Origin of the sequence: Nocardia grenadensis, from assembly GCF_050942415.1 — a bacterium.
Taxonomy (GTDB): domain Bacteria; phylum Actinomycetota; class Actinomycetes; order Mycobacteriales; family Mycobacteriaceae; genus Nocardia; species Nocardia grenadensis.
This window is the reverse complement of the sequence record NZ_CP192054.1, coordinates 5,410,061-5,435,490: the sequence shown is the minus strand read 5'-3', so window position 1 is coordinate 5,435,490 and position 25,430 is coordinate 5,410,061. Positions and strand designations below refer to the sequence as shown.

Sequence of the window (25,430 nt, the reverse complement as noted above, 5' to 3'; positions counted from 1 at the left end):
CGGTGACGGCGACCGCGCTGCTCGCGCAGACGCCCGGTACGCCGACCGGCCCGGAATTCGGTAAGGCGTCCCCGCTCGGGCTGGCGATCGTGCTGATCCTGCTGGCGGGTACGTTCCTGCTGGTCCGGTCGATGAACAAACATCTGAAGAACCTGCCGGAGACCTTCGAACCCGAACATCCGGAACCGGACCAGGCAGCCGACGAGGGCACTGAACCCGGGGTGCCGCGGCGGGCCGAATCGGCCCCGAACGGTGGCGCCGAGGACCGCGACCGTCCGGTGTGACGTAAGGCGACCGTGAGTGGTCGGCACGACACGTAGGAGCCGTGCCCGCCCGGGTACCACCGGGGGCGAACCGTGGTGGCTCGATGTCGCGCCGGTGACCGCGACCGGGTGGTCGTGCGGCTACCAGTCGATCAGGTCCAGCCGGTGCAGATGCTCGAAGACAAGTAGCGAACCGGGCGCCACCTCGGGCATGGCCGCGTACTCGGCGCCGGTGAAGTAGCGGAATTCGGCGATCTCGCCGAGCGGGCTGGGTTCGGCGGTTACCTCGGCGAGGAAACAGGTCATGTGCAGCCGGGTCCCGGCGGTGTGCCCAAAGGCGTCGGCCTTGAAGACGCCGAGTTCGCTCACCTCGGTGACGCCGACGCCGAGTTCCTCGCGGACCTCCCGGTGCAGCGCCTGTAGCGGGCTCTCCCCCGAATCGATCTTGCCGCCGGCCATGTAGAAGACGGTCTTCCCGGTCGAACGGGTCTGGATCAGGCGACGGTCGCGAATATGGGCCAGGGCGGCGGTTCTGATCACGGCTCCACCGTAGAAGTCCGCGTGGGCACGGGGCCCGGCAGGGCGGTGGGGCCCGCCTCCGGACTCACGCCGAGTGATCTGCATCACTCGGCGTCAGGAATCCCGGCTCTCCTTTGTCTAGTTCACGAGCCCCTCGGACGAAGGAGACCCCCATGAGCAAGAACACCGATGTGGTCGTGGTCGGCGGCGGATACGCCGGCGTGATGGCAGCCAACCGTTTGACGCAGCGTGATGACGTGACGGTGACCGTGATCAATCCGCGCTCGGTCTTCGTCCCGCGGCTGCGCCTGCACCAACTGGTGGGCGGGACCCACGATGCGGTCGTCGACTACAAGGACGTCCTGGCCGAGCGCGTCCGGCTGGTGGTCGACAGCGTCACGCGGATCGATGCGGCCGGTCGTAAGGTGACAACGGGCGAGGGCGGCACGATCGCCTACGATTACCTGATCTACGCGGTGGGCAGCGGTACCGCCGGGCACCGGGTGCCGGGCGCCGCCGAGTTCGCCTACCCGGTGGCGACACTGGAGGCGGCGCAGCGGCTACGGACGGTGCTCTTCGATACCGCCATGACCGCGCCGGTAACAGTGATCGGAGGCGGCCCGACCGGTATCGAAACCGCCGCGGAACTGGCCGAGCAGGGCCGAAACGTCACCCTGATCTGTGGCGGGGCACTCGGCCCGTACCTGCATCCGAAGGCCCGGCGCACGGCTCGGAAGTATTTCGCCGGGCTGGGAGCGACAGTCATCGAAGGATCCGATGCGGCGGTCACGGCGGTGGCCCGGGACGCCGTCGAACTCGGCGACGGCCGAACGCCGGCGAGTGCGGTCACGATCTGGACAGCCGGCTTCGACGTCCCCGACCTGGCCGCTCGGAGCGGGTTGCGCACCGATGCCGCCGGGCGACTGCTCACCGACGAAACGCTGACCAGTGTCGACGACGCGCGTATTGTCGCGGCGGGTGATTCGTCGGCGCCGTCGGACCTGCCGTTCCGGATGAGCGCCTACACCGCGTACTGCTTGGGAGCGCACGCCGCCGACACATTGCTGCGTCGCATCGCGGGTGAACAGCCCACCCCGATCGACCTGGCGTTCCCGGCCATGTGCCTCAGCTTCGGCCGGGACGCCGGGATCTACCAGCTCGGCCACAAGGATGAGACCGCCACGCGGTTGTACTTCAGCGGGTTCGCGGGCAAGAAGCTCAAGGAATTCGCCTGCGAGGCAGGTATCAAACATCTGGCCACCGAAGCGCGCAAACCCGGCTCGCATCACTGGTTCAAAGACGGCAAACATCGGCCCCAGCTGCTGCGGGCCCGGCGCGACAACACGGGGGCACCGGTCGCGTAGCGACGTCCGAATCGCCATTGGCGGTCCGGACGCAGTGGCTCGGTACGGGTGCAACGGCATTCGCGGACACTGTTGCACCCGTATCGCTCATCGAGCGGGTAACCGCTGCCCGACGTCACTCGCTACGCGGCGCCTGCGTCGCGATGGTCACCGCGGCCCCACCGGGGAAGCGCATGGCGATGTCTTCGGCCCGGCGATGCGTACCTGTCGCGGGCCGCCGGCCCTCGCGCGCGGGCCACTAGTCTGGCGGTGAGAGCCGATCGGCGGTTGTGCTGTTCGGGCCGAGACATATGGCCGGTCGTGCGGACCGGGTAGCTCGTGTGGTGCGCGCACCGGATTTGGGAGGCTGGCATCGTGAACCAATTGGCTGGTGCGACATCACCTTATCTGCGTCAGCATGCGGACAATCCAGTCGACTGGCGGCAGTGGGATGCCGAGGCTCTGGCGGAGGCAGTCGCGCGTGACGTGCCGATCCTGCTGTCCATCGGGTACGCGTCCTGCCACTGGTGTCATGTGATGGCCTACGAATCGTTCGCGGACGAGACCACCGCCGCGCAGATGAACGCCGAGTTCGTGTGTATCAAGGTGGACCGGGAGGAACGCCCGGATCTGGACGCGGTGTACATGAACGCCACGGTCGCGATGACCGGTCAGGGCGGCTGGCCGATGACCTGTTTCCTCACCCCGGCGGGGGAGCCGTTCTACTGCGGCACCTACTACCCGAAGGCGCCGCGCGGCGGTATGCCGTCGTTCACCCAGTTGCTCACCGCGATCACCGATACCTGGCGTAATCGCCGCGCCGATGTCGACACGGCGTCCGAGCAGGTGGCCGCGGCCCTGCGCGAGCAGGCGGGCGGGATCCCGAAATCCGAGCTCACCGTCACCGCCGAACTGCTCGACCACGCCGTGGCCGCGGTGCTCCGCGATTTCGACGAGGCGCACGGCGGCTTCGGCGGCGCGCCGAAGTTCCCGCCCGCCGCACTGCTGGAGGGCCTGCTGCGCAGTTGGGAACGCACCGGCGACCCGGCGGTCCGGGCCGTGGTGGACCGTACCGCGGAAGCCATGGCCCGCGGCGGTATCTACGACCAGCTGCGCGGCGGTTTCGCCCGCTATTCGGTGGACGCGGCCTGGGTGATCCCGCATTTCGAGAAGATGCTCTACGACAACGCGCAGCTGCTGAGGTTCTACGCGCATCTGGCCCGCCGGAGTCCCGCGGATCCGCTGCCGCGCCGGATCACCGAAGAGATCGCGCAGTTCCTGCTGGACGATCTGTCCACCGCGCACGGTCTGGCCTCGGCGCTGGACGCCGACACCCACGTCGAAGCGGGCAAACCCGGTGTCGAGGGCGCGACCTATGTCTGGGACCCCGCCGAGCTGGTCGGCGAACTGGGGCCCGTCGACGGTGCCTGGGCCGCGGAGGTCTTCGGGGTCACCACCGCCGGAAATTTCGAGCAGGGCTGTTCGGTGCTCACCCGTCGCGCCGATCCGGAGGACGGCGAGCGATTCGAACGCGCCCGTACCGCGCTGCGCGCCGCCCGCCAGCGCCGCCCCCAGCCCGACCGTGACGACAAGGCGGTGACCGCCTGGAATGGGATGGCGATCACCGCGCTCTGCGAAGCCGCCCGCGCACTCGACCGGCGCGACTGGTTCGACGCCGCCTACGACCTCGCACGAGTGCTCCTCGACCTGCACGTGGTGCAGGACCGGGTGCTGCGCGCCTCGCTGGGCGGCGTCGCCGGTAGCGCGCCAGGCGTACTCGAGGACTACGCCTGGCTGGCCACCGCCCTGCTGGCCCTGCACCAGTATTCGGGATCGGCCGGCTGGCTCCCGGATATCCACCGCATCCTGGACTCGGCGATCACGCATTTCGCCGACCCGGACGAGCCCGGTAGCTGGTTCGACACGGCGGACGACGCCGAATCCCTGATCGCCCGTCCCCGCGACCCCATCGACGGCGCCACCCCGGCCGGGGCGTCCGTCCTGGCCGAAGCCCTGCTGACCGCCTCCGCCGTGGTCGAACCCGACCGCGCCGCCCGCTACCGGGAGCTGGCCGAGCACACCCTCGCCCGCGGCGCGGTGGTGCTGGCGAAAGCGCCGCGCTCGGCCGGCCAGTGGCTGACAGTGGCCGAGGCCGCGCTCCAGGGCCCGTTGCAGGTCGCCATCTCCACCACCGGCTATCGGCCGATGGGTGATGCCGAGCTGCTGGAGGTCGCCCGGGCCCACGCACCGGGCGGCGCGGTCGTCGTCCGGGCCGATGTGGATACCGTCCCACTGCTCACCGACCGGCCCTCGATCGACGGCACCGCGGCGGCCTATGTGTGCCGGGGCTCGGTCTGCGACCTGCCGGTGACGACACCGGACGCCTTGCGCGCCGCCCTGGCCGGGCCCGCGGCCGCCACCCCGCGGTAGGAGACCCAGGCATCGGGACGGCGAGGACGCGCCGGGAAGTCGTCGTGCTATGCGGCCGGTTGTGCGGGCCGAGCCGGGACCCGGCGTCCGCGGCGCCCGCCGACCGCGGCCCGGGGTGGCGGACGGTGGACCCGATCGGGCCTGGTCACCGTGCGCGGCCAGGCGTACCTGCTCGCTATGCGAGCCGGTGCGGATCGGACCTACCGGCTGTCGCGGATATCGGCGGCGGAAGTACTTCCCGAACCGGCCCAGCGCTCGGACCGGATCGATCCGGTCCGGGTCTGGCAGGAACGCAGCACCCGATTCCGGACCGGCGGGGACCGGATCGATGTGCTGGTGCGGGTGAACCCGGAGCGGCGGGAGGAGTTGATGAGCACCGCGCGGCCGTCCGCAACGAGGAGCCCGGCGCGGACGGATGGCTACGGCTGGAGGTGACCTTCCAGGACACGCGGCACGCCGAATGGGCGCTGTGGCAGCTCACCACCGACGCGGAAGTCCTGGCATCTGCCTGCGCGACCGAGCCGCCGCGATCGTCGCTCGCTACGCAACGCGCTAGCGCTGTGGCGCTTCGACTTGGCGATCGGTCCAGGACGGGGTCGGTGCGTCGATACCGCGCAATGCGACGGATCCATACTTCACCCATTCCGCGCGCTCACCCGCCTCGGCGGCGTCGACCACGCTCTGGGAGACCAGGATGCGCCGCGGTACCTCCTTGGCGCGGCTGGTGAGCCGGGCCGCGGCGTTCACCGCGTCCCCGATCACCGTGTACTCCCGGCGGGTATCGGTGCCGACGTCCCCGGCGAACACCCGGCCCCGGGCCACGCCGATACCGATATCGAGTTCGCCCGCCGCCAACACCTCGTCCCGGATCCGGCGGGCGGCGCGCAGGGCGGGAGTCGCGTTGTCGGTCAATGCGATCGGGGCGCCGAAGATGCACAGCGCCGCGTCCCCTTCGAACTTGTTCACCAGTCCGTCGTTGTCCTCGGTCGCGGCGACCACGGTGGCCATGAGCCGGTTCAGTTTGGCCACGAACTCCTGCGGCGGGAGTCCGGTGGAGATCGCCACCGATCCGGTGACGTCCACGAACAGCGCCGAAACCTCTCGCACGTCACCGGTCAGATCGATACCTCCCGCGAGTGCCCGCTCGGCGACCTCCTCGCCCACGTGCCTGCCGAACACATCCCGCATCCGCGACCGTTCGCGCAGGTTCGCCGACATCTCGTTCACCGAATGTTCCAACCGGCCGATCTCGCTGGCACTGCCCACCGACACCCGCACATCCAGATCGCCCCGGGTGATCCGGTCCACCGCTATCCGCAGCGTCCGCAGGGGTGTGGCCACGGCCCGGGTCAGCGCCCAGGTGGCCAGGACCCCGACGACCAGGCTGATCGCGGCGAGATAGATACCGGTCCGGATCCGGTGTTCCATGGAGGTGGCCGGATCGGCGAGTACTACGATCAGCGCGCTGAGCGGCATGGCGCCCGAGACCGCCCAGGCCAGCGCCACCCGCACGAACACCGACGAACTCCAGTGCATGGTCGCGCCGAGTACGCCGGCCACGATCGGCACCACAGGCCGGATGACCCGGTCCACGATCAGATAGGTCAGGCCGGCCGATTCGAGCCCACCGACGATGAACATCGCGAGTAGGACGGTGAGATCCTTCTCGGTGGTCAGCCCGGCCAGCAGGATCGCCGAAAGCACCACCCCGGGCCCCCACATCACCAGCGAACGCAGGGTGATGGCGAGCGGCAGGTGCAGGATCCGCCGCGCCTCCTCAGGGGTCGGTTTGCGGGAGCTGTCCAGCCAGGCGAAATAGGTCAGGCGGTCGCGGACGGCCAGCGCGATCCCCAACAGCGACGCGACGACCGGGTAGACGGTGACCAGCATGAGCCCGCTCAGCTGATCGGTGCCGACCCGGCCGGGAAAGCCGATGAGCACCAGTTGGGTCACGATGACCGCGAGACCGCTGAGGTGGGCGGCGATGACGACCGACGCCAGCCCCCAGCGGGCGAGGACGGTCCACTGCATCAGCCGGGTGACCATCCCGGCCCGCGGCCGGGATCCGACACTGTAGGCCATCGGCGGAATTACCCGCGGTGGCCGCTGGAGCGCGGGCGGCCGCTATGGAAGGACACGAATCAGCAGCCTAATCGACTCAGCTGGTCAGCGGTCCGGGAACGTGTTCGCTCAATCCAGTAGTACCAGCCAGACCGCCACGTAGTGGCAGAGCGCGGCCACCACGGTGGCGGCGTGGAAGAACTCGTGGTGGCCGAAGGTGCTCGGCCACGGGTTGGGCCAGCGGGTGGCGTAGAGCACCGCGCCGATGCTGTAGGCCAGCCCGCCGGCGAGCAGCAGCAGGACCGCGGGCAGGCCGGCCGAGCGATAGAGTTCTCCGCCCACCGGCACCACCGCCCAGCCGAGGAGCAGATACAACGGCACTCCCACCCACCGCGGGGCGAGTGGCCACAGCAATTTCAGCGCGACGCCGGCCAGTGCGCCCGTCCACACCACCGCGAGCAGGATCGGGCCGGTCGGAGCGGGTAGGGCGAGCAGTGCGAACGGTGTGTAGGTGCCCGCGATGAACAGGAAGATCATCGAGTGGTCCGCACGTTTCATCCGTATCCGGGCCTGGACGGTCTGCCAGGTGATGCGGTGATAGGTGGCGCTGATCCCGAACAGAGCGCAGATGGTGAGTCCGTAGATCAGGGTCGCGACGACCGCCGTCGCCGAGATCGTGGCCGCCGTGGCGACCAGCGCGATCACGGCCACCGCGGCGATACCGGTGGCCCAGGTGTGGATCCAGCCGCGCATCCGCGGTTTGACCAGCGCGACCAGTGAGTCGGCCGGGTTGGGGACCGGGTCTTCGCTGTCGGGGCCGGTTTGCGAGTCGACCGCGGCACCGGCGAGGTCGCCGGGGTTCGGGTGACTGCCGGGGGAAGGGTCGGACACATTGCCTCCTGGTTCGAGTATGCGCGGCCCGGCTTCCGGCGGCAGCGCGACGGCCTACCGGTGCTGCGGACCCGCGGATGCCTCCGCGGCCCGACGGAGCCGATACTGAACTCGTGGGTAACCTACGTCTGCGTAGGTTTCCCTGTGGTCACTGTACCGCCTCACCCGCCGAGAGGGGGCTGTCTCGGCCGCGGCAGTGACCGTCATCGCTTTTCGCCACAACTACGGACCCCGACCGGAAAGGCGTACTGTTGGGCGTCGTGGAATTTCCGAGTCGGCTGCGGGGCTTTCCCTATCGCATCTACGAGGCCCGTCTGGCCAAGAAGCTTGCGGACAAACAGCATCCGCGGCATGTAGCGGTGGTGTGCGACGGTAATCGCCGCTGGGCCCGGGAGAACGGGTTCACCGATATCACCCACGGACACCGGGTCGGCGCCCTCAAAGTCGCCGAACTGGTCAGCTGGTGCGAAGCCGAAGGAATCGAGCTCGTCACCGTCTACCTGCTCTCCACCGAGAACCTCAGCCGCGGCCAGGAGGAACTGGAAACTCTCTTCGAAGTCATCACCGACGTCGTCGAGGAACTCGCCGACCCCGAACAGAACTGGCGGGTCCGTATCGTCGGCACCCTTGACGGCCTGCCCGAACTGGTCGCCAAGCGCATGCGCACCGCCACCGAGCGCACCCGTGAACGCACCGGTACCCACGTCAACGTCGCCATCGGTTACGGCGGTCGCCAAGAGATCGCCGACGCCGTCCGCCAACTGGTCCGCCAGGAGATAGCGGCCGGCGAAACCGGCGAGGACCTGGTCCAGTCCATAACGGTCGGCGCCATCGGCCAGCACCTCTACACCTCGGGGCAACCCGACCCCGATCTGGTGATCCGCACCTCCGGAGAACAGCGGCTCTCCGGCTTCCTGCTGTGGCAGAGCGCCTACTCCGAGATCTGGTTCACCGAGGTCTACTGGCCCGAGTTCCGTCGCGTCGACTTCCTCCGCGCCCTCCGCGACTACGCCGCCCGCCACCGCCGCTACGGGACCTGAATTCTTGGCGCCGCCTGCGGCGTCGCGGGGTCTGCCGACCTGGCATCGCCCTCACTCGCAAGTCCGCCGTGCGATCACAACTTCCGCAACCGCAACCGGTTGATCGTGTGGTCGGAGTCCTTGCGCAGGACCAAGGTGGCGCGGGGGCGGGTAGGCAGGATGTTCTCGACCAGATTCGGGCGGTTGGTGGAGTTCCAGATGTCTTTTGCGGCCGCCGTCGCCTCGGCGTCGGTGAACCGCGCGTAGTGATGGAAATGAGCCTTGGGATCGGCGAACCCGGTGGCCCGCAGGCTCAGGAACCTTCGTACGTACCAGGTTTCGATATCTTCGATCCGCGCGTCCACGTAGATGGAGAAATCGAACAGATCGGAAACCATCAGCCGCGGCCCGGTCTGTAATACGTTCAACCCTTCGACGATGAGGATATCCGGCTGGTGTACACAGTGGAATTCGCCGGGGACGATGTCGTAGGAGATATGTGAATAGACCGGCGCGCATACTTCTTCGGCGCCCGATTTCACTTCGGTGACGAAGCGCAGCAGTTTGCGGCGGTCGTAGCTCTCCGGGAAGCCTTTACGGTGCATGAGCCCGCGGCGGGTGAGTTCCGCCGTGGGGTAGAGGAATCCGTCGGTGGTCACCAGGTCGACCCGGGGGTGATGATCCCAGCGGGCCAGCAGCGCCTGCAGTACGCGGGCGGTGGTGGATTTGCCGACCGCCACGCTGCCGGCCACACCGATCACGAAGGGGACCTGTTTGTCCGGATGTGATTCCCCGAGGAAGGTGGCGGTGGCCGCGAACAAGCGCTGTCTCGCCGCCACCTGCAGGTGGATCAACCGGGCCAGCGGCAGATAGACCTCGGCCACTTCTTCGAGGTCGATCTGTTCGCCCAGACCTCGCAGTCCGATCAATTCCTCTTCGGTGAGCACCAGCGGAGTCGATTTGCGCAGTTCCCGCCACCGTTTCCGGTCGAATTCCACATACGGACTCGGCTCGCTCGCCTTGGCCATCTACTCAGCGCTCCACTCTGCCGGACACTCGTGCTCGCGGTGCCCTGCGCGTGGGATTCCGCCGCTGCGGCTGTCGCGACCCCGGCAGGTCCGGCGCTCTGGCTGTGCCCTCATGGCTGAATTCTGCCCCTCGGCGGGGAGTGGGGGGATCGGGGGGTCCATTACTGTTGTGTAGAACAACTGCTTCCCGTGGTAACAGGGATACGTGGCCGGTATCCGTCGGCCGAATCCGCACCGGGTGCGGCCGTCCGGCCGGCCCGGCCACGTCCCGGCTTCGTCGCGTACGCGGATCGCGGAGGGGCCGCGCCCGTTAGGGTCGAGGCCATGGAAGCCCATCCCCTGGTGATCGAATACCTGCGCCTCGGTCTGGCATTCGACCGGATCGAAGAGGGATTCGTCGATGCCTACACGGCCGACCCGCGGCTGCGGCAGGAAGTCGAGAACGCGCCGAAGCCCGAACCCCGGGAGCTGGCCCGGACGGCCGCGCGGTTACGTACGGAACTGCCGAACGCCGGCCTGCCCGCCCAGCGGTCCGAGTTCATCGACGCGCATCTGCGGGCGCTGGAATGTTCGGGCCGCAAGTTCGCCGGGGACGATATCGGTTTCATCGACGAGGTCCGCGCCTATTTCGACGTCGAGATCGCGCCCGGTGATCCCGCCGACTATCAGGAGGCACACCGCAAGATCGATGAGGTCCTGGGTGGCTCGGGTCCGCTGACCGAACGGATGGCGGCCTATCGGAAAGCCGACGAGATCCCGCCGGACAAGCTCGAGGCGTGCGTCGAAGCGTTCTCCGGCGCGCTCCGCGAACTGGTTCGCGCCCGGTACCCGCTGCCGGACCACGAGCACGTCACCTACGAGGTGGTCGGCGACAAGCCGTGGTCCGGTTTCAACTATTACCTCGGCAACTACCGGTCCACGGTCGCCATCAACTCCGACCTGCGCCAGCACATGGCGAACCTGCCCCGGCTCATCTCGCATGAGTCCTACCCCGGGCACCACACCGAGCACTGCCGCAAAGAGGCCGGCCTGGTGGCCGCCGGGCAGGCCGAGCAGACGATCTTCCTGGTCAACACTCCGCAGTGCCTGATGGCCGAAGGGCTGGCGGACCTGGCGTTGCGTTCGATCGTCGGGCCGGGCTGGGGCCGGTGGGCGCAGGAGATCTACGCCGACCTCGGATTGCGGTTCGACGGGGAACGCGCCGAACGACTCGCCGAGGCCTCCGGCCAACTGCTCGGGGTCCGGCAGGATGCCGCGCTCATGCTGCACGACATGGGCAAGGACGCCGACGATGTAGCCGCCTTCCTGGAGCGCTGGTCGCTCACCACTCCCGACCGCGCCCGCCAGTCGCTGCGCTTCCTGTCCTCACCGCTGTGGCGGGCCTACGTCAGCACCTATGTGGAGGGCTACCGGTTGCTGGGTGGCTGGCTCGACCGCGCCACCGACGAGGACGACCGTGCCGACCGCTTCCGCCGGCTGCTGGACGAACCCCTCATTCCCTCCGCCCTGCGCGCCGTCTGACCCGGGTACCGAGCCCGCGCCATCTCCGGATAGCGGGCCTTCGTGGCCGGGGTCACACCGGGCCCCGACCACGCCCCGCCGAAGGCGGGGCAGATAAACCGATCCCCGGGGTGACTCATACACTGGCGTGGTGACGCAGACGACCGCCTCTGTCAATACCCAGTCTCTCGGTGAGCTCGATCCCGAACTCGCCACCGCGATGGCGGGTGAGCTCGCCCGGGAACGCGACACCCTGGAAATGATCGCGTCGGAGAACTTCGTGCCGCGCGCGGTATTGCAGGCGCAGGGCAGTGTGCTCACCAACAAGTACGCCGAAGGCTATCCCGGTCGTCGCTACTACGGCGGCTGCGAACACGTCGACGTGGTCGAGAACCTCGCCCGGGAACGCGCCAAGGCGCTGTTCGGCGCGGATTTCGCGAATGTGCAGCCGCATTCCGGCGCCCAGGCCAACGCCGCGGTGCTGATGTCGCTGCTCGATCCGGGCGACCGGCTGCTCGGCCTGGACCTGGCCCACGGTGGCCACCTCACCCACGGCATGCGGCTGAACTTCTCCGGCAAGCTCTACGACGTCCACTCCTACGGGGTCTCCAAGGAAGACCACCGGGTGGATATGGACAACGTCCGGGCGATCGCGCGCGAGGCGCGGCCGAAGGTGATCGTCGCCGGATGGTCGGCGTATCCGCGGCACCAGGATTTCGCGGCGTTCCGGGAGATCGCCGACGAGGTCGGCGCCTACCTGTGGGTCGATATGGCGCATTTCGCCGGACTGGTCGCCGCCGGCCTGCACCCCTCCCCGGTGCCGTATGCCGACGTGGTCTCCTCCACCGTCCACAAAACCCTCGGCGGCCCCCGCTCGGGCCTCATCCTGGCGAAACAGGACTACGCCAAGAAACTGAACAGTTCGGTGTTCCCCGGGCAGCAGGGCGGCCCGCTGATGCACGTCATCGCCGCGAAGGCGGTCGCGTTCAAGATCGCCGGCACCCCCGAGTTCGCCGAACGCCAGCAGCGCACCCTGACCGGCGCCAAGATCCTCGCCGAACGCCTCACCGGCCCCGACGTCGCGGGTAAGGGCATCAGCGTCCTCACCGGCGGCACCGACGTCCACCTGGTCCTGGTCGACCTGCGCAACTCCGACCTCGACGGCCAGCAGGGCGAAGACCTGCTGCACGAGGTCGGGATCACGGTCAACCGCAACGCCGTCCCCTTCGACCCGCGCCCCCCGATGGTCACCTCCGGCCTGCGTATCGGCACCGCCGCCTTGGCCACCCGCGGCTTCGGCGATACCGAGTTCACCGAGGTCGCCGATATCATCGCCACCGCTCTCGCCGGCGGCGCCGACCTGGATGCGCTGCGCGGCCGGGTCAAGAAACTCGCCAACGATTTCCCGCTCTACCAGGGCCTCGAGGACTGGAACCTGTTGTGATCTTCGGTGCTGTGTGCTCGGCCCACGCGCCGAGCACACAGCACCTGGCTCCTGCCGGAGCGGCATCCTAGGCTCGGAGGATGGATACCGAGCTGAATCAGGACGCGGCCACCACGGTCCGCGAGTTCTTCACCGCGATGGAGATCGGCGCGCTCGACGAGGCGCTGGAGCTGGTGCATCCCGATATCGTCTGGAAGAACACCTCGCTGCCGGATGTGCGCGGGGCGCGACGGGTCGGGAAGTTGCTACGGGGCCTGGACCGGGAGCAGTTCGGGTTCTCGGCGCAGATGCACCATATCGCCGCGGACGGATCCGTGGTGCTCACCGATCGCACCGATGTGCTGCGGTTCGGGCCGGTGCGCATCTCGTTCTGGGTGATGGGGACGTTCGAGCTGCACGACGGCCGAATCGTGTTGTGGCACGACCATTTCAGCTGGGAGAACTTTCTGCGCGGCACCGCGGTCGGGGTCGTGAAGGCGCTCTTCGGCCGCTGACCTATCGGGTCGCGATGGCGCGGACGCCGTTCGAGAGCGCCGTGAAACGCTCTCGAACGGCTGCCGGGCCTACGCGTTGGGCCCGTATTCCTCCAGCATCTCGGTGACCAGTGCGGCGATCGGCGACCGCTCACTGCGGGTCAGGGTGATATGCGCGAACAAGGGGTGACCCTTGAGCTTCTCGACCACCGCGGCGACACCGTCGTGCCGGCCGACCCGCAGATTGTCGCGCTGGGCCACATCGTGGGTAAGGACCACCCGGGAACCGCTGCCGAGCCGGCTCAGCACCGTCAGCAGGACATTGCGTTCCAATGACTGGGCTTCGTCCACGATCACGAACGAATCGTGCAGCGACCGGCCTCGAATATGGGTCAGCGGGAGAACTTCCAGCATATCCCGGCCGAGTACCTCCTCCATGACCTCGCGGCTGGCCAGACCGTCGAGGGTGTCGAAGACGGCCTGTGCCCACGGGCCCATCTTCTCGTTCTCGGTGCCCGGCAGGTAACCGAGTTCCTGGCCGCCCACCGCGTACAGCGGCCGGAAGACCACGACCTTGCGCTGGGTGCGCTTCTCCAGCACCGCTTCCAGGCCGGCGGTGAGTGCCAGTGCGGATTTACCGGTGCCGGCGCGGCCACCCAGCGAGACGATGCCGACGCTCTCGTCGAGCAACAGGTCCAGTGCCACCCGCTGTTCCGCGGAGCGGCCGTGTAGCCCGAACGCCTCCCGTTCCCGCACCAGCTGCACCCGTTTGTCCGGTGTGACCCGGCCGAGGGCGCTGGAGCTGTTGCCCAGGAGGCGGATTCCGGTGTGGCAGGGCAGTTCTCGTGCCTCGTCGAGATCGACGACCGATTCGCTGTAGAGTCGGTCGACGATGTCCGAGGCCGTGTCGATCTCGACCATGCCCGTCCAGCCGGAGGTCACCACATCCTGTGCGTGATATCCCTCCGCCCGTAGACCTACCGCGCTGGCCTTCACCCGCATCGGGATGTCCTTGGACACCAACACCACCTGGCATCCGTCGGCCGCGAGGTTCAACGCGCAGGCCAGGATGCGGGAATCGTTGCTCTCGGTGCGGAAACCGACGGGCAACACCGAGGGATCGGTGTGGTTCAGTTCCACCTGCAACGTGCCACCGTCGGTGCCGATGGGCAGCGGTTCGTCGAGCCGGCCGTGGGCCACCCGCAGATCGTCGAGCATGCGCAGGGCCTCGCGGGCGAACCAGCCGAGTTCGTGATGGTGTCGTTTACCCTCGAGTTCGCTGATCACGACCAGCGGCAACACCACATGATGTTCGCCGAACCGGGTCACTGCCCAGGGATCCGACAGCAGCACCGAGGTGTCGATAACGAAGGTTTTCAAACCTTTCTCAATGAAGCGAGAATTCGCCGAAGGGGCGGATACGGAGCGATTATCAGTCACGGTAGGCTCCTATGGTCTGCGCGGCACCCACACAGACAGTCTCGCTGGGCCGGTAGGTCCGGATGGCTGCTGACGTGGTGCGTCAGTGGCCACGAGGACCGGGTGCCGGCCCCCTCGTACTGAGTTTCTCAGTCACGGTCAGGACCTCCCGAGCGAACCGCTACGTGCGACCCGCCACTCCGAAGCTACCTCCTCACCACCCCTGTGCGCTCGAAGAAATGCGCGAGGCCTTGGTGAATTCGTGGTGAACTGGCCCCGGTTCGACCGTTTTCACGCAGGTCAGCGTGGGTATCAACCGCCAGCGATCGATTCGGATCAGGTATCGGTGAAAGTCGCGCTGTCCCCGGTCCTGAGCGGCGTGTTCGCTCCACGTTCGCTTTCGTGTCGCCCGGCGCGGGCCGGTTCATTCCCGCAACTGCTCCACGAGTACCGGAACGTGGCTGTGACCCGGTTCTTTGACAGCGGTGACCAATGTCACCGGCGGGCTGCTGCCGGCGCGCTCCCGGAGCCGGTTCAGTATTTCGCGGGCCGCCGGCTCGGCGAGCTCGGCCCGGTAGCGGTCGGCGAATTCGGTGCGCCGGCCATCGGGGTCCTCGTGGAACCACCGGCGCAGCTCGGTCGAGGGGGTGATCTCCTTGGGCCATTCGTCGATCCGGGCCGCGGCCTTGGCGAGGCCGCGCGGCCACAGGCGGTCGACGAGCACCCGGTATCCGTCGTCGGCCGCGGGGGCCTCGTAGACGCGTTTGACCTGGAAGCCGGGCGGTGGGGTGGGGGTTTCGTCGGTCATCGGGTCATCGCAGCACGCTATCGGGCCGGAGTGGTTACGCCACGCGGTGACGGCCCGGCGACCCTCCCGGAAACCGGCCCGGAACCCGGTGCCGGGATTAGAGTCGGCGATATGACCCAGTACGAGGAGTTGGACAAGCTCTCGTCGAAGGAACTGCACGACCGCGCGGTCAGGCTCGCGGTGCGGCACGGTGATATCCGCTTCCTCTGGGACCTGTTGACCCGGATCCCGGCGGCGGAGGCCACCGCGGGCCGGACCGGGGAGAGCGAAGCCGATATCAAATGGGTGGTGCCCATGCTCGACGACTATGTTCACGCAGGTGACGGCGAACTCGCCGAGGCGCTGCGCGGGTTCTATCTGGAGTACTTGAAGGAGCATTCCTGACCGTCGCGCAGCGAAGTGCACCGCGGACCCGTCGCGGTGCCGGATCGCTACGGCCTCGGCTCACTCGCCGCGGTACTCGCCGAAGAACTCGGTGATCTCGGCGGCCATGAGATCCGCCGCGACGTGGTGCAGGTAGTGGGTGTGCACATCGTGTGTACGCCACGACACGATGTGGTGATCGCGCTCGGCGAACCGCCGGATTCCGTGGAAATCGCCGGTCGAGCCGCACAGTGCCAGCGGCACTGTCGACGGCGCGGTGGGGGCGGGGGCCTTGTCCTTCTCGAAGTAGTGCCGGATCGCCGAACCCGCCGTGCCGGTGAACCAGTGGACAGCGATATTGGCGATCACGAAGTCGTCGTCGAGTTCCGGTCCCAGGAGCTGTCCGTTCCAGCCGAGCAGGCCCGACGGTGAGTCCGCGAGGGCGTGCGCGAGGGTCTGCGGCTGCTGTGACTGCAGCACATTGAAACCCATTTTGTTCGTCACGAACCAGTTCAGGGTTTCCAGGGACCGCTGCTCGTCGGCATCCAGGTGGGCCAGTTCTGCAGGGTCGCCCGACGGGAACGAATACACCTGGGCCACATGCGTTCCCACCACACGGTGCGGTGCGAAACGGCCCAGTTCGACCGAGATCATCGATCCGCCGTCATTGCCCACCGCGCCGTATCGCGCGTAGCCCAGCCGCCTCATCAGTTCGGCCCAGGCCCGGGCGATCCGCTGGTCGTTCCAGCCTTTCTCGGTGGTGGGTCCGGAGAAGCCGTAACCGGGGACCGAAGGGATGACGAGATCGAAACCCGCGGCGTTCAGCGGCTCGATCAGGCGCAGGAATTCGACGAAGGTCCCGGGCCAGCCGTGGGTGAGGACGAGTGGGAACCCGGTGCCCTGCTGTGCGCGTACGTGCAGGAAGTGGATCCGCTGACCGTCGATCTCGGTCACGAAGTGGGGGTGGGCGTTGAGCCGGTCCTCCATCTTTCGCCAGTCGAGCCGTAGCCAATGCTCCGCCAGGGCGCGTACCCGGCCGACGCTGACGCCGTACTCCTCGCCGGAGCCCGGGATCTGATCGGCCCAGCGGCTGCGCTGGAGCCGGTTGCGCAGATCGTCGATATCGGCCTGGGGGATCTCGACGCGGAACGGCTTGATGGTGGCCATATCGAATCCTTCATTCAGAACGGAATAGTTTGTTCCGTTTCAAGATAGCAGAACGGAACATTCCGTTTCAACTGGTACGCTCGGCGTATGTCGAAATCAGCGGAAACACCTGCTCACAAGCCTCTGGGCGGCCGTAGAGCGCAGGCCGCCCGCAACGACGGTCTCGTCCTGGAAGCCGCTCGCGAGGTGTTCCTGGCCGAACCGAAGGCCCCGATCGCCGCGGTGGCCGAACGGGCGGGCGTCGGAATCAGCGCGCTCTACCGCCGCTACCCCAGCAAGGAAGCGCTACTGCGCACGCTGTGCCACGAGGGATTGCGCCGCTACAACGCGGAGGCCGACGCCGCGCTGGCCGAACCCGACGGCTGGCAGGCCCTGGTGGGGTTCCTGGAACGAGTGGTCGATGCCGACGTGCACTCCCTGACGGTGCATCTCGCGGGCACCTTCGAACCCGACCCGGCGATGCTGCCCGATGTGGCGCACGCCGACGAGACGAACGCAGAGCTGGTACGCCGGGCGCAGGCCACGGGCCGGCTGCGGGAGGGGGTGACGCCGCAGGACATCGGCCTGGTATTGGAAGCGTGCGCGGCGGTGTCGACACCCGACCGGCAGCGCACCGCGCAACTGCGCCGCCGGGTGCTCGCGGTCCTGATCTCCGGATTGGCCGCCGCGGGCGAGCTGCCGGGCCCGCCGCCGCGGCCGGGGGAGTTCGCCTGGCGCTGGCAACGCGCCGGAACCCACCCGGCGCGGCCGCCGGAAGCGGATCAGCCTGCGTAGGCCTCCCGCATGGCCCGCAAATCGATCTTCTTCATCTGGTACATGGCCGCGAGAGCGCGATCGACCGCCACCGGATCGTCACCGGAGAGCAGGTCGTTGGCCTCGCTGGGCCAGATCTGCCACGGCACCCCGTACCTGTCGTTGAGCCAGCCACACTGGATCTCCTCGCCGCCGTCCGCGAGCAGCGCCTCCCACAGCCGGTCGACCTCGGCCTGATCGTCACAGTTGACCAGCAGCGACATCGCGTGGGTGTAGTGGTAGTCGCCGCCGCCGTTGATAGCGGTGAACTGCTGGCCGGCGAGCTGGAAGTCGACCAGCATCACCGTTCCCGCTTCCCGCATGCCCGAATCCGTATACCGCTGCACCCCGGTGATCTTCCCGTCCGGGAACAGGGAACAGTAGAACTCCGCGGCCTCCTCGGCCTGGGTGTCGTACCAGAGATTGGTGACGATCTTCTGCATGACGATCCTCCTCAGCTGACGGCTGGTATGCACTGACGACGGATCCCGGAGCCGTAATTGATCGGCTCCGGCCGGATTCGATCGATGATCCGGCACCGGCGCGGCGCATCCGGCTCGACCCGCCGGGCCCGGTCGGCGCGAGCCCGGCGCGGTGATCTGGGCTTTCGTAACCCCAGGTCTGCGCTCCGCCGGCCGCTCGCCGGCATCCAGAGCCGGGACCGGCTCGACCGTGCAGGTGACCAGGGAAGGGGTGAGGTGGACCGGTGCTGCCCGATGATCGGCGCGATCGTGGCCGACACCCGATCCGACCCGCCGGGCCGATCGGCACGAGCCGAGGCCGGGCGGGCCGGGCGGCGATCAGTCGGTGATCTCAGCACCCGTCGGTGGTGGTGGCGCGGCTTCCAGGCGGAGGAACTCCTCGTCGGTGAGCAGCCGGGACCGGATCAGGAACCGGACACCCTCCGGCGCCTCCAGGGAGAAGCCGCTCCCGCGCCCGGGCACCACGTCCACCGTCAGATGGGTGTGCTTCCAGTACTCGTACTGGTCCGCGCTCATCCAGAACGGGGTGTCCACATCCACCTGCCCCAGCAGCACATCCTGCGCCCCGACCCGGAACTCGCCCCGCGGATAGCACATGGGTGCGCTGCCATCGCAGCACCCGCCGGACTGGTGGAACATCACTGGACCGTGCCGTTCGATCAGCTCATGCAGCAGATCGGCAGCGGTCGCGGTGAGTTCCACCCGGTTCGGGTCCGGCATCAGAAGAACCCGAGCTTCTGCGGTGAATAGCTGACCAGCAGGTTCTTGGTCTGCTGGTAGTGGTCAAGCATCTGCGCGTGGTTCTCCCGGCCGATACCCGACTTCTTGTAGCCGCCGAACGCCGCGTGCGCCGGATAGGCGTGATAGCAATTTGTCCACACGCGTCCGGCCTTGATACCGCGACCGAGCCGGTAGGCGGTGTTGCCGTCCCGGGTCCAGACACCCGCGCCGAGACCGTAGAGGGTGTCGTTCGCGATCTTCAGGGCCTCCTCGGTGGAATCGAAAGTGGTGACCGAGACGACCGGGCCGAAGATCTCCTCCTGGAAGATGCGCATATCGTTGCTGCCCTTGAAGATGGTGGGCTCCACGTAATAGCCGTTCGGGTAGCCCTCGACCGACCGGGGCCCGCCGCCGGTGAGTACCTCGGCGCCTTCCTTCTTGCCGATATCGATGTAGGAGAGGATCTTCTCGAGCTGGTCGTTACTGGCCTGCGCGCCGATCATGGTCGCGTCGTCGAGCGGATCGCCGCTCACAATGGCCTTGGTACGCTCCACACAGCGGGCCATGAACTCGTCGTAGATCGACGAATGGACGAGCGCCCGCGACGGACAGGTGCACACCTCGCCCTGGTTCAGCGCGAACATCACGAAACCCTCGACCGCCTTGTCCAGGAAATCGTCGTCGGCCGCCAGCACATCCGGCAGGAAGATATTGGGACTCTTCCCGCCCAGTTCCAGGGTCACCGGAATGATGTTCTCGCTCGCGTACTGCATGATCAACCGGCCCGTGGTGGTCTCGCCGGTGAAGGCGACCTTCGCCACCCGCGGACTCGACGCCAACGGCTTACCGGTCTCCACCCCGAAGCCGTTCACCACATTCAGCACACCCGGCGGCAGCAGATCGCCGATCAGCTCGACCACCTTCATGATCGACGCCGGCGTCTGCTCGGCCGGTTTCAGCACCACCGCGTTACCGGCCGCCAGCGCCGGCGCCAATTTCCAGGTCGCCATGAGAATGGGGAAATTCCACGGAATAATCTGACCCACCACGCCCAGTGGCTCATGGAAGTGGTACGCGATGGTGTCGGCGTCGATCTCGCTGATCCCGCCCTCCTGGGCGCGGATGGCCCCGGCGAAATACCGGAAGTGATCCACGGCCAGCGGTAGGTCCGCCGCCTTCGTCTCCCGCACCGGTTTCCCGTTCTCCCAGGTCTCCGCGACCGCCAGCGCCTCCAGATTCTCCTCGATCCGATCCGCGATCTTGTTGAGGATATTCGCGCGTTCGGTGGTGGAAGTGGCCCCCCAACCATCGGCGGCCGCATGCGCGGCATCCAGCGCCAGCTCCACATCGGGCGCGGTGGAACGCGCTACCTCGCAGAAGGTCTCGCCGTCGACCGGAGACGGATTGTCGAAGTATTTACCTTCGACGGGTGCGGTCCACTCACCCCCGATGAAATTGTCGTATCGGCGGGCATAGCTGACGATGCTGCCGTCGGCACCGGGCTTGGCGTAGGTCATGACGAACTCCTCGGTCGACTCGGGCGCTGAACGCACGCCGGATAGAGCGTGATGTACCTCACTATGCCGCGTTATGGGCAGTAGTACGCGGTGTTCGCGACGAAACGTGGGATCGATTCCGGCGGGTGCGGGCTCGATGCTGGTCGAGGTGGCGGCAGCCGGAAAACCGACGTCGAGGGCGGGGGTTGCGGCCCGGGAATCGCGCGGGCCTGGTATGGATGCCCCGCGATTGTCGCGGCGTGCCGGGACAAGCGAGCATTGTCGATGACGAGGCAGATCTGGATACCGTGCGGTTCGGCGCTGTCATCGGCAAGTGCCGCCAAGGTTCGCAGCGAGAGGAAAACGAGCCGGGTGGCGTCGATGATGGTGATCTCATGGCCCGTGCCGACCAGCATTGGCGTCTATATGCCGAGCGAGGGATCTCGAGTATCCGGATCCGGCCTGGTCGGTGACATCCCGGGCGAAACCTCGGCCGGTGACCGGGCGACGACTCGGATGTCTGCTTCCGCTGTGTTGTCGATGGCGTCGTCACTGAGTTTTAGATCACCGAGCGCACTACCCATCTGGTCGGGAGGGATGCGGGGCAGGATTCGTCGAGGGGAATTCCGGTGATTCAGACCTCACGCGTGGCACGCCGACATCGCCGGGACGCGGCATAGGGTCGGGAATATGAGCGAGGAGAAGCAGTACCGCATCGAGCACGACACCATGGGTGAGGTCCGCGTTCCGGTGGACGCGCTGTGGCGTGCCCAGACCCAGCGGGCGGTGGAGAACTTCCCGATCAGCGGGCGGGGGCTGGAGCGGACGCAGATCCGGGCGCTCGGGCTGTTGAAGGGAGCATGCGCGGTCGTCAACCGGGATCTGGGGTTGCTCGAGGCGGAGCGGGCCGCGGCGATCGTCGCGGCCGCCACCGAGATCGCGGAGGGTCGCCACGACGACCAGTTCCCGATCGATGTGTTCCAGACCGGGTCGGGGACCAGTTCGAATATGAACGTCAACGAGGTGATCGCCTCGATCGCGGCCGCGGGCGGGGTCACTGTGCACCCGAACGACCACGTGAATATGTCCCAATCGTCGAATGACACCTTTCCGACCGCGACCCACCTGGCCGCCACCGAGGCCGTGATCAAGGATCTGCTGCCCGCCCTGGAGCATCTGCGGTTGGCGTTGCTGGACAAGGCGACCGAATGGCGCACGGTGGTGAAATCGGGGCGTACCCATCTGATGGACGCGGTCCCGGTGACGCTGGGCCAGGAGTTCGGTGGTTACACCCGGCAGGTCGCGGCGGGTATGGAGCGACTGCTGGCGACGCTGCCGCGACTGGGCGAACTGCCGATCGGCGGTACCGCGGTCGGGACCGGGCTGAACGCGCCCGCCGGGTTCGGGGCGAAAGTGGTGGCGGAGTTGGTGCGGGCCACCGGAATCGACGCGCTGACCGAGGCCGAGGATCATTTCGAGGCGCAGGCGGCCCGGGACGGGCTGGTGGAGGTCTCCGGGGCGCTGCGCACGGTCGCGGTGAGCCTGACCAAGATCGCCAACGATATTCGCTGGATGGGTTCGGGTCCGCTGACCGGGCTGGGTGAACTGCAACTGCCGGACCTGCAGCCGGGTAGTTCGATCATGCCCGGCAAGGTGAATCCGGTGCTGCCGGAGGCGGTCACCCAGGTGGCGGCGCAGGTCATCGGAAACGATGCCGCGGTCGCCTTCGCGGGGGCGGGTGGGCATTTCGAGCTGAACGTCTACATCCCGGTGATGGCGCGTAACGTGCTCGAATCCATCCGGCTGCTGGCGGCGGTGTCACGGCTGTTCGCCGACCGGTGTGTGCACGGGTTGATCGCCGACGCCGAACGGCTGCGCACCCTGGCCGAATCCTCGCCCTCCATTGTGACCCCGCTGAATTCGGCGATCGGTTACGAGGAAGCGGCGGCGGTGGCCAAGCAGGCGCTGCGGGAGCAGAAGACGATCCGTCAGACGGTGATCGATCGGGGGCTGATCGGCGATGGGTTGAGCGAGGAGGAACTCGACCGGCGCCTGGACGTGCTGTCCATGACGAATATCGACAACGACTGATGCCGTGCCGCCCCGGGAACCCGGGATGACGCGGCATTCGGTGCGACGCGACGGTTGCGCAACGGTCGCGTCGCACCGTAGATGGATTCAGGACCGGAACCGGGCCAGTTCTTCGCGGGCTGCTTCGCCGGATTCGCCGAGGTCGGTGCGGCCGAACACATCCCAGCGACGCAGCAGCGGCGCGAAGATCAGCTCGTCCTGCTGCTCCGGATCGTAGATACCGGCATCGGCCAGTGCCTCGTCGCTGCTGCGCCCGTCGGGCAGGGCGACCGAGGGGACCCGGAACGCGGCGACCTGGTCGGCGACGGCGCGCATGGTCTGGTCCGGGGCCTGCTCGAACCCCGCCGCGACGAGGTCGGCGAATACCGCGGCCTGCCGCTCGTCGTCCTCGGCGATCCGCTCGCTGATCGCGGTGATCATCGGGTTCTCCCCGAGCGCGGCGGTATTGCGATGGCGCACGGCGGCGGCGGTCTCCTCGAACGCGCAGGCGGCCAGCACATCCAGCAGATGCAGCGGCTCGCGCCGGAAACCGTCGGTCATATGACCCATCCGCAGCCGTTCCAGCTCCACCGGGTCACAGGCACGGGTGACCATCAGATAGTTGCGGATCACAACGGAGTGCCGGGCCTCCTCGGCGGTCCAGCGGCCCACCCAGCGCCACCACGCCCCGGTGCGCAGATATTTGCCGAGCTCCCGGTGGTACGCGGGTAGGTTGTCGGCGATCAGCACGCTCACGGTGAGCGCCAGCCGGGCGGTATCGCCGAGTTCGGACTGCGCGGGATCCCAGTCCTCGCCGCCGAGGAAGGCGAAGTTGCGACCGTCGTCCCATGGGACGAAGTCGTGCGGCTGCCATTCATCGGCGATCTCGGTATGGCGCCGCATGGTCAGTTCCACCTCTACCGCGAGCGATTCCAGCAGGTCGCGGTCGGTCAACAGTTTCTGCACGCACACACGGTAGCGGGTCGGAGCGAGTACGGGGTCGGCGCCGGGGTCGGGTTGGGGAATATCGGCGATCCGGACGATCCGGGTCGGGTACTCGCACAATCCGGCCCGTTCCGCGGATGCGAACGAAGATCCCGGAATCGTGTGATGCGCGGGCTCCGGCCAGCGCTCGGGGCGCCCACTTCCGTGGGCGCCCCGAGCGCTGGATTCACTTTTCGGTGACCGTGGTGGAACGGTCCGAGGAGTTCCAGGTGATGGTGCCGCCCTCGAAGTCGCTCTTCTTACCCTCCGGGGTCGCCTCCTCGTCGGAGGTGGGGAAGCCCAATCGGCCGTCGGCGCCGCCGTTGGCCTCCCATGCCTCGCGGATATCGCCCCAGACGATATGGGCGCCGGTGTCCTTGCTGAAGAAGATGGTGCCGCCGGAGAAGTTCTGGTAGCGACCGCCATCCCCGGCGACCTGCTCCTCGCCTTCGGGCATACCGAGTGTGCCGGTCGGACCGCCGGCCTCGGTGTATTTCTGGTAGATGCTGCCCTTCACGGCAACTTCGTTGCCGTCCGGGGTCTGCACCCTGGTTTCACCGGCATTGGCATTGGGGTCTTCGTCGGGGGTGGCCGAGCCCTCGGCGACTGTCGTTTCGGTGGCCGAGCCTTCGGCGCCCGGAGAGGCGGACGGGGTGCCGGTGCCGGTGTTGCCGCCCGGCATCACCGCCGAGGTCAGGGAGCCGACGGTGTCCGACACCGAGTTGTCGTTGTCACCGCAACCGGCGACGAGCAGACCCGCGGCGGCGAGTGCCGCGGTGAATCCGGCCGAGCGTCGAGCGAAGTGGTGCATGTCCATCCTCTCGCGACAGGCCGGCGTGATGGACGGGCGGGTCGTGGTGGTTCATCACTCCGGCTGTGGGTTCGGCAACGTCGCGGCTACTGATTGTGGAGATTCGTGACGTTACCAGTTCGGTGGCCACGCGGATATTACCCGTAAGAACTGCGAATACGGCCCGGATGCCGAAAAGTTGCTGGCCACGGCGGGTATGCGCCCGGCGCGCCGGAGGGCCCGTGCGGTCCGGAGCAGTGCCCGGACCGCACGCGCGGCGCTCAGGGCAGCGGCGGGGCGGCGTGCTCGTCGCCGTGGAAATCGACCGACGAGTATTCGCGGAGTTTGGTGAGCCGGTGGTAGGCGTCGATCATGCGGACCGTGCCCGATTTCGACCGCATCACAATGGACTGGGTGGACGCGCCGCCACCGTAGTAGCGGACCCCGCGCAGCAGGTCACCGTCGGTGACGCCGGTGGCGCAGAAGAAGACGTTCTCCCCGGCCACCAGATCCTCGGTGACCAGCACCCGGTCCAGATCGTGGCCGGCGTCGATCGCCTTCTGCTTCTCCTCGTCGTCCTTGGGTGCGAGTCTGCCCTGCAGGGCACCGCCCATACAGCGCATCGCGGCCGCGGCGATGATGCCCTCGGGGGTGCCGCCGATACCGACCAGGATGTCGGTCCCGGAATCAGGGCGCGCGGCCGCAATGGCGCCGGCCACGTCACCGTCGGAGATCAAGCGGATCCGGGCGCCGGCGTGGCGGACCTCCTGGATCAGGTCGCCGTGGCGGGGGCGGTCCAGAATGCACACGGTGATATCGGAAACCGAGGCATGCTTGGCCTTGGCGACCTTGCGGATGTTCTCCCCGATGGGCGCCGAGATATCGATCACGTCGGCGGCGTCGGGGCCGACGGCGATCTTCTGCATGTAGAACACCGCCGACGGGTCGAACATGGCGCCGCGTTCGGCGACCGCCAGCACCGAGATGGCACCGGGGGACCCCTTCGACATCAGGGTGGTGCCGTCGATGGGGTCGACCGCGAAATCGACCTCCGGGCCGGTGCCGTCACCCACGTTCTCACCGTTGTACAGCATGGGCGCTTCGTCCTTCTCGCCCTCGCCGATCACCACGACGCCACTCATCGATACCGAGCTGACCAGCTGCCGCATGGCGTCCACGGCCGCCCCGTCGCCGCCTTCTTTGTCGCCCTTGCCCACCCAGCGTCCCGCTGCCATGGCGCCGGCTTCGGTGACGCGGACGAGTTCGAGCGCGAGGTTGCGGTCGGGCGCCTCGCGGCGGCTCGAAGCGGGCGAAGATGCCGTCATGGCGGGTGCCTCCTAGGTTGTGTAACTTGCCGTAATTGTCGCA

25 protein-coding genes are annotated in these 25,430 nt (G+C 67.8%); 11 read left to right on the top strand and 14 right to left on the bottom strand.

Annotated features, from left to right (window positions below):
* Positions 1-2 precede the first annotated feature (2 nt).
* Complete coding sequence (locus ACQPYS_RS24955) at positions 3-284, top strand: hypothetical protein (RefSeq protein ID WP_433490973.1); 282 nt, start codon at positions 3-5, stop codon at positions 282-284.
* A 120-nt stretch (positions 285-404) separates the two neighbouring features.
* Here the strand turns inward: ACQPYS_RS24955 and ACQPYS_RS24950 are convergent, their stop codons facing one another.
* Positions 405-803, bottom strand: a complete 399-nt coding sequence (locus ACQPYS_RS24950; protein ID WP_433490972.1) for an NUDIX hydrolase — start codon at positions 801-803, stop codon at positions 405-407.
* A 152-nt stretch (positions 804-955) separates the two neighbouring features.
* Between ACQPYS_RS24950 and ACQPYS_RS24945 the strand changes: the two genes are divergently transcribed.
* The 3 genes from ACQPYS_RS24945 (at position 956) to ACQPYS_RS24935 (ending at position 4,990) form a co-directional block, all read left to right on the top strand.
* The gene (locus tag ACQPYS_RS24945) at positions 956-2,146 is read left to right on the top strand and encodes an NAD(P)/FAD-dependent oxidoreductase (RefSeq protein WP_433490971.1); all 1,191 of its coding nucleotides are present in this window, start codon (positions 956-958) and stop codon (positions 2,144-2,146) included.
* Positions 2,147-2,500: 354 nt separating this feature from the next.
* Complete coding sequence (locus tag ACQPYS_RS24940; protein ID WP_433490970.1) at positions 2,501-4,555, top strand: thioredoxin domain-containing protein; 2,055 nt, start codon at positions 2,501-2,503, stop codon at positions 4,553-4,555.
* A gap of 177 nt (positions 4,556-4,732) precedes the next feature.
* Positions 4,733-4,990, top strand: coding sequence for a WYL domain-containing protein (locus tag ACQPYS_RS24935; RefSeq protein WP_433490969.1), 258 nt, complete (start codon positions 4,733-4,735; stop codon positions 4,988-4,990).
* A 117-nt stretch (positions 4,991-5,107) separates the two neighbouring features.
* Here the strand turns inward: ACQPYS_RS24935 and ACQPYS_RS24930 are convergent, their stop codons facing one another.
* Both ACQPYS_RS24930 and trhA read right to left on the bottom strand, forming a co-directional pair.
* A complete protein-coding gene (locus ACQPYS_RS24930) occupies positions 5,108-6,637 on the bottom strand; it encodes an adenylate/guanylate cyclase domain-containing protein (RefSeq protein ID WP_084481062.1) in 1,530 nt (509 codons plus the stop codon).
* 108 nt (positions 6,638-6,745) lie between these two features.
* Positions 6,746-7,393: a PAQR family membrane homeostasis protein TrhA gene (gene trhA, locus ACQPYS_RS24925; RefSeq protein ID WP_433493124.1), complete on the bottom strand. Its 648-nt coding sequence runs from the start codon at positions 7,391-7,393 to the stop codon at positions 6,746-6,748.
* A gap of 365 nt (positions 7,394-7,758) precedes the next feature.
* Here trhA and ACQPYS_RS24920 point away from each other — a divergent pair, with 365 nt between their 5' ends.
* Positions 7,759-8,547 (top strand): isoprenyl transferase, encoded by a 789-nt coding sequence (locus ACQPYS_RS24920; RefSeq protein ID WP_157107278.1) that lies wholly within the window; start codon positions 7,759-7,761, stop codon positions 8,545-8,547.
* A 74-nt stretch (positions 8,548-8,621) separates the two neighbouring features.
* Here the strand turns inward: ACQPYS_RS24920 and coaA are convergent, their stop codons facing one another.
* Positions 8,622-9,554 carry a type I pantothenate kinase gene (gene coaA, locus ACQPYS_RS24915; RefSeq protein WP_063037245.1) on the bottom strand — a complete coding sequence of 311 codons (933 nt, stop codon included), beginning with the start codon at positions 9,552-9,554 and terminating at the stop codon, positions 8,622-8,624.
* Positions 9,555-9,878: 324 nt separating this feature from the next.
* Between coaA and ACQPYS_RS24910 the strand changes: the two genes are divergently transcribed.
* The 3 genes from ACQPYS_RS24910 (at position 9,879) to ACQPYS_RS24900 (ending at position 12,992) form a co-directional block, all read left to right on the top strand.
* Positions 9,879-11,075, top strand: a complete 1,197-nt coding sequence (locus tag ACQPYS_RS24910) for a DUF885 domain-containing protein (RefSeq protein WP_433490968.1) — start codon at positions 9,879-9,881, stop codon at positions 11,073-11,075.
* A 130-nt stretch (positions 11,076-11,205) separates the two neighbouring features.
* Positions 11,206-12,498: a serine hydroxymethyltransferase gene (glyA, locus tag ACQPYS_RS24905; protein WP_063037545.1), complete on the top strand. Its 1,293-nt coding sequence runs from the start codon at positions 11,206-11,208 to the stop codon at positions 12,496-12,498.
* Positions 12,499-12,578: 80 nt separating this feature from the next.
* Positions 12,579-12,992 carry a limonene-1,2-epoxide hydrolase family protein gene (locus tag ACQPYS_RS24900; RefSeq protein ID WP_063037249.1) on the top strand — a complete coding sequence of 138 codons (414 nt, stop codon included), beginning with the start codon at positions 12,579-12,581 and terminating at the stop codon, positions 12,990-12,992.
* Between the two features lie 69 nt (positions 12,993-13,061).
* Here ACQPYS_RS24900 and ACQPYS_RS24895 read toward each other — a convergent pair whose 3' ends face one another.
* Both ACQPYS_RS24895 and ACQPYS_RS24890 read right to left on the bottom strand, forming a co-directional pair.
* The gene (locus tag ACQPYS_RS24895; protein ID WP_063037251.1) at positions 13,062-14,411 is read right to left on the bottom strand and encodes a PhoH family protein; all 1,350 of its coding nucleotides are present in this window, start codon (positions 14,409-14,411) and stop codon (positions 13,062-13,064) included.
* A gap of 403 nt (positions 14,412-14,814) precedes the next feature.
* Positions 14,815-15,198 carry a DUF488 domain-containing protein gene (locus ACQPYS_RS24890; protein ID WP_431940179.1) on the bottom strand — a complete coding sequence of 128 codons (384 nt, stop codon included), beginning with the start codon at positions 15,196-15,198 and terminating at the stop codon, positions 14,815-14,817.
* 111 nt (positions 15,199-15,309) lie between these two features.
* On the opposite strand from ACQPYS_RS24890, the gene ACQPYS_RS24885 reads away from it, so the two are divergent.
* The gene (locus ACQPYS_RS24885) at positions 15,310-15,582 is read left to right on the top strand and encodes a hypothetical protein (RefSeq protein WP_431940180.1); all 273 of its coding nucleotides are present in this window, start codon (positions 15,310-15,312) and stop codon (positions 15,580-15,582) included.
* 60 nt (positions 15,583-15,642) lie between these two features.
* Here the strand turns inward: ACQPYS_RS24885 and ACQPYS_RS24880 are convergent, their stop codons facing one another.
* Positions 15,643-16,728: an epoxide hydrolase family protein gene (locus ACQPYS_RS24880; protein WP_431940181.1), complete on the bottom strand. Its 1,086-nt coding sequence runs from the start codon at positions 16,726-16,728 to the stop codon at positions 15,643-15,645.
* Between the two features lie 87 nt (positions 16,729-16,815).
* On the opposite strand from ACQPYS_RS24880, the gene ACQPYS_RS24875 reads away from it, so the two are divergent.
* Positions 16,816-17,502 (top strand): TetR/AcrR family transcriptional regulator, encoded by a 687-nt coding sequence (locus ACQPYS_RS24875; protein WP_063037257.1) that lies wholly within the window; start codon positions 16,816-16,818, stop codon positions 17,500-17,502.
* Here ACQPYS_RS24875 and ACQPYS_RS24870 read toward each other — a convergent pair.
* The 4 genes from ACQPYS_RS24870 to ACQPYS_RS24855 all read right to left on the bottom strand — a co-directional run bounded on the left by ACQPYS_RS24870 (position 17,490) and on the right by ACQPYS_RS24855 (position 20,634).
* Positions 17,490-17,963: a VOC family protein gene (locus tag ACQPYS_RS24870; RefSeq protein WP_063037259.1), complete on the bottom strand. Its 474-nt coding sequence runs from the start codon at positions 17,961-17,963 to the stop codon at positions 17,490-17,492. The two genes, ACQPYS_RS24875 and ACQPYS_RS24870, sit on opposite strands and share 13 nt — an antisense overlap.
* A 357-nt stretch (positions 17,964-18,320) precedes the next feature.
* Positions 18,321-18,722 carry a DUF779 domain-containing protein gene (locus ACQPYS_RS24865; protein WP_063037261.1) on the bottom strand — a complete coding sequence of 134 codons (402 nt, stop codon included), beginning with the start codon at positions 18,720-18,722 and terminating at the stop codon, positions 18,321-18,323.
* Positions 18,722-20,239 carry an aldehyde dehydrogenase gene (gene adh, locus ACQPYS_RS24860; RefSeq protein ID WP_433490967.1) on the bottom strand — a complete coding sequence of 506 codons (1,518 nt, stop codon included), beginning with the start codon at positions 20,237-20,239 and terminating at the stop codon, positions 18,722-18,724. Before adh ends, ACQPYS_RS24865 begins: the two co-directional genes overlap by 1 nt.
* A 71-nt stretch (positions 20,240-20,310) precedes the next feature.
* Positions 20,311-20,634: a hypothetical protein gene (locus ACQPYS_RS24855; protein WP_433490966.1), complete on the bottom strand. Its 324-nt coding sequence runs from the start codon at positions 20,632-20,634 to the stop codon at positions 20,311-20,313.
* Between the two features lie 274 nt (positions 20,635-20,908).
* Between ACQPYS_RS24855 and ACQPYS_RS24850 the strand changes: the two genes are divergently transcribed.
* Positions 20,909-22,309 carry a class II fumarate hydratase gene (locus ACQPYS_RS24850; protein ID WP_433490965.1) on the top strand — a complete coding sequence of 467 codons (1,401 nt, stop codon included), beginning with the start codon at positions 20,909-20,911 and terminating at the stop codon, positions 22,307-22,309.
* A gap of 87 nt (positions 22,310-22,396) precedes the next feature.
* On the opposite strand, the gene ACQPYS_RS24845 is transcribed toward ACQPYS_RS24850, so the two are convergent.
* From ACQPYS_RS24845 to glpX, 3 genes are all read right to left on the bottom strand, one after another.
* Positions 22,397-23,254 (bottom strand): acyl-ACP desaturase, encoded by an 858-nt coding sequence (locus tag ACQPYS_RS24845; protein WP_433490964.1) that lies wholly within the window; start codon positions 23,252-23,254, stop codon positions 22,397-22,399.
* Positions 23,255-23,459: 205 nt separating this feature from the next.
* Positions 23,460-24,083 carry an LGFP repeat-containing protein gene (locus tag ACQPYS_RS24840; RefSeq protein ID WP_433490963.1) on the bottom strand — a complete coding sequence of 208 codons (624 nt, stop codon included), beginning with the start codon at positions 24,081-24,083 and terminating at the stop codon, positions 23,460-23,462.
* Positions 24,084-24,343: 260 nt separating this feature from the next.
* Positions 24,344-25,387, bottom strand: coding sequence for a class II fructose-bisphosphatase (gene glpX, locus ACQPYS_RS24835; protein ID WP_063037271.1), 1,044 nt, complete (start codon positions 25,385-25,387; stop codon positions 24,344-24,346).
* Between the last annotated feature and the right edge of the window lie 43 nt (positions 25,388-25,430).

What these genes read in the sequence shown, in the direction of transcription:
- glpX (WP_063037271.1), bottom strand. Translation starts at nt 25,387, where the DNA reads ATGACGGCATCTTCGCCCGCTTCGAGCCGCCGCGAGGCGCCCGACCGC.
- ACQPYS_RS24900 (WP_063037249.1), top strand. Translation starts at nt 12,579, where the DNA reads ATGGATACCGAGCTGAATCAGGACGCGGCCACCACGGTCCGCGAGTTC.
- ACQPYS_RS24945 (WP_433490971.1), top strand. Translation starts at nt 956, where the DNA reads ATGAGCAAGAACACCGATGTGGTCGTGGTCGGCGGCGGATACGCCGGC.
- ACQPYS_RS24850 (WP_433490965.1), top strand. Translation starts at nt 20,909, where the DNA reads ATGAGCGAGGAGAAGCAGTACCGCATCGAGCACGACACCATGGGTGAG.
- ACQPYS_RS24935 (WP_433490969.1), top strand. Translation starts at nt 4,733, where the DNA reads ATGCGAGCCGGTGCGGATCGGACCTACCGGCTGTCGCGGATATCGGCG.
- ACQPYS_RS24875 (WP_063037257.1), top strand. Translation starts at nt 16,816, where the DNA reads ATGTCGAAATCAGCGGAAACACCTGCTCACAAGCCTCTGGGCGGCCGT.
- adh (WP_433490967.1), bottom strand. Translation starts at nt 20,239, where the DNA reads ATGACCTACGCCAAGCCCGGTGCCGACGGCAGCATCGTCAGCTATGCC.
- ACQPYS_RS24855 (WP_433490966.1), bottom strand. Translation starts at nt 20,634, where the DNA reads ATGCTGGTCGGCACGGGCCATGAGATCACCATCATCGACGCCACCCGG.
- ACQPYS_RS24930 (WP_084481062.1), bottom strand. Translation starts at nt 6,637, where the DNA reads ATGGCCTACAGTGTCGGATCCCGGCCGCGGGCCGGGATGGTCACCCGG.
- ACQPYS_RS24880 (WP_431940181.1), bottom strand. Translation starts at nt 16,728, where the DNA reads ATGGCCACCATCAAGCCGTTCCGCGTCGAGATCCCCCAGGCCGATATC.
- ACQPYS_RS24865 (WP_063037261.1), bottom strand. Translation starts at nt 18,722, where the DNA reads ATGCCGGACCCGAACCGGGTGGAACTCACCGCGACCGCTGCCGATCTG.
- ACQPYS_RS24840 (WP_433490963.1), bottom strand. Translation starts at nt 24,083, where the DNA reads ATGCACCACTTCGCTCGACGCTCGGCCGGATTCACCGCGGCACTCGCC.
- ACQPYS_RS24910 (WP_433490968.1), top strand. Translation starts at nt 9,879, where the DNA reads ATGGAAGCCCATCCCCTGGTGATCGAATACCTGCGCCTCGGTCTGGCA.
- coaA (WP_063037245.1), bottom strand. Translation starts at nt 9,554, where the DNA reads ATGGCCAAGGCGAGCGAGCCGAGTCCGTATGTGGAATTCGACCGGAAA.
- ACQPYS_RS24870 (WP_063037259.1), bottom strand. Translation starts at nt 17,963, where the DNA reads ATGCAGAAGATCGTCACCAATCTCTGGTACGACACCCAGGCCGAGGAG.
- ACQPYS_RS24890 (WP_431940179.1), bottom strand. Translation starts at nt 15,198, where the DNA reads ATGACCGACGAAACCCCCACCCCACCGCCCGGCTTCCAGGTCAAACGC.
- ACQPYS_RS24885 (WP_431940180.1), top strand. Translation starts at nt 15,310, where the DNA reads ATGACCCAGTACGAGGAGTTGGACAAGCTCTCGTCGAAGGAACTGCAC.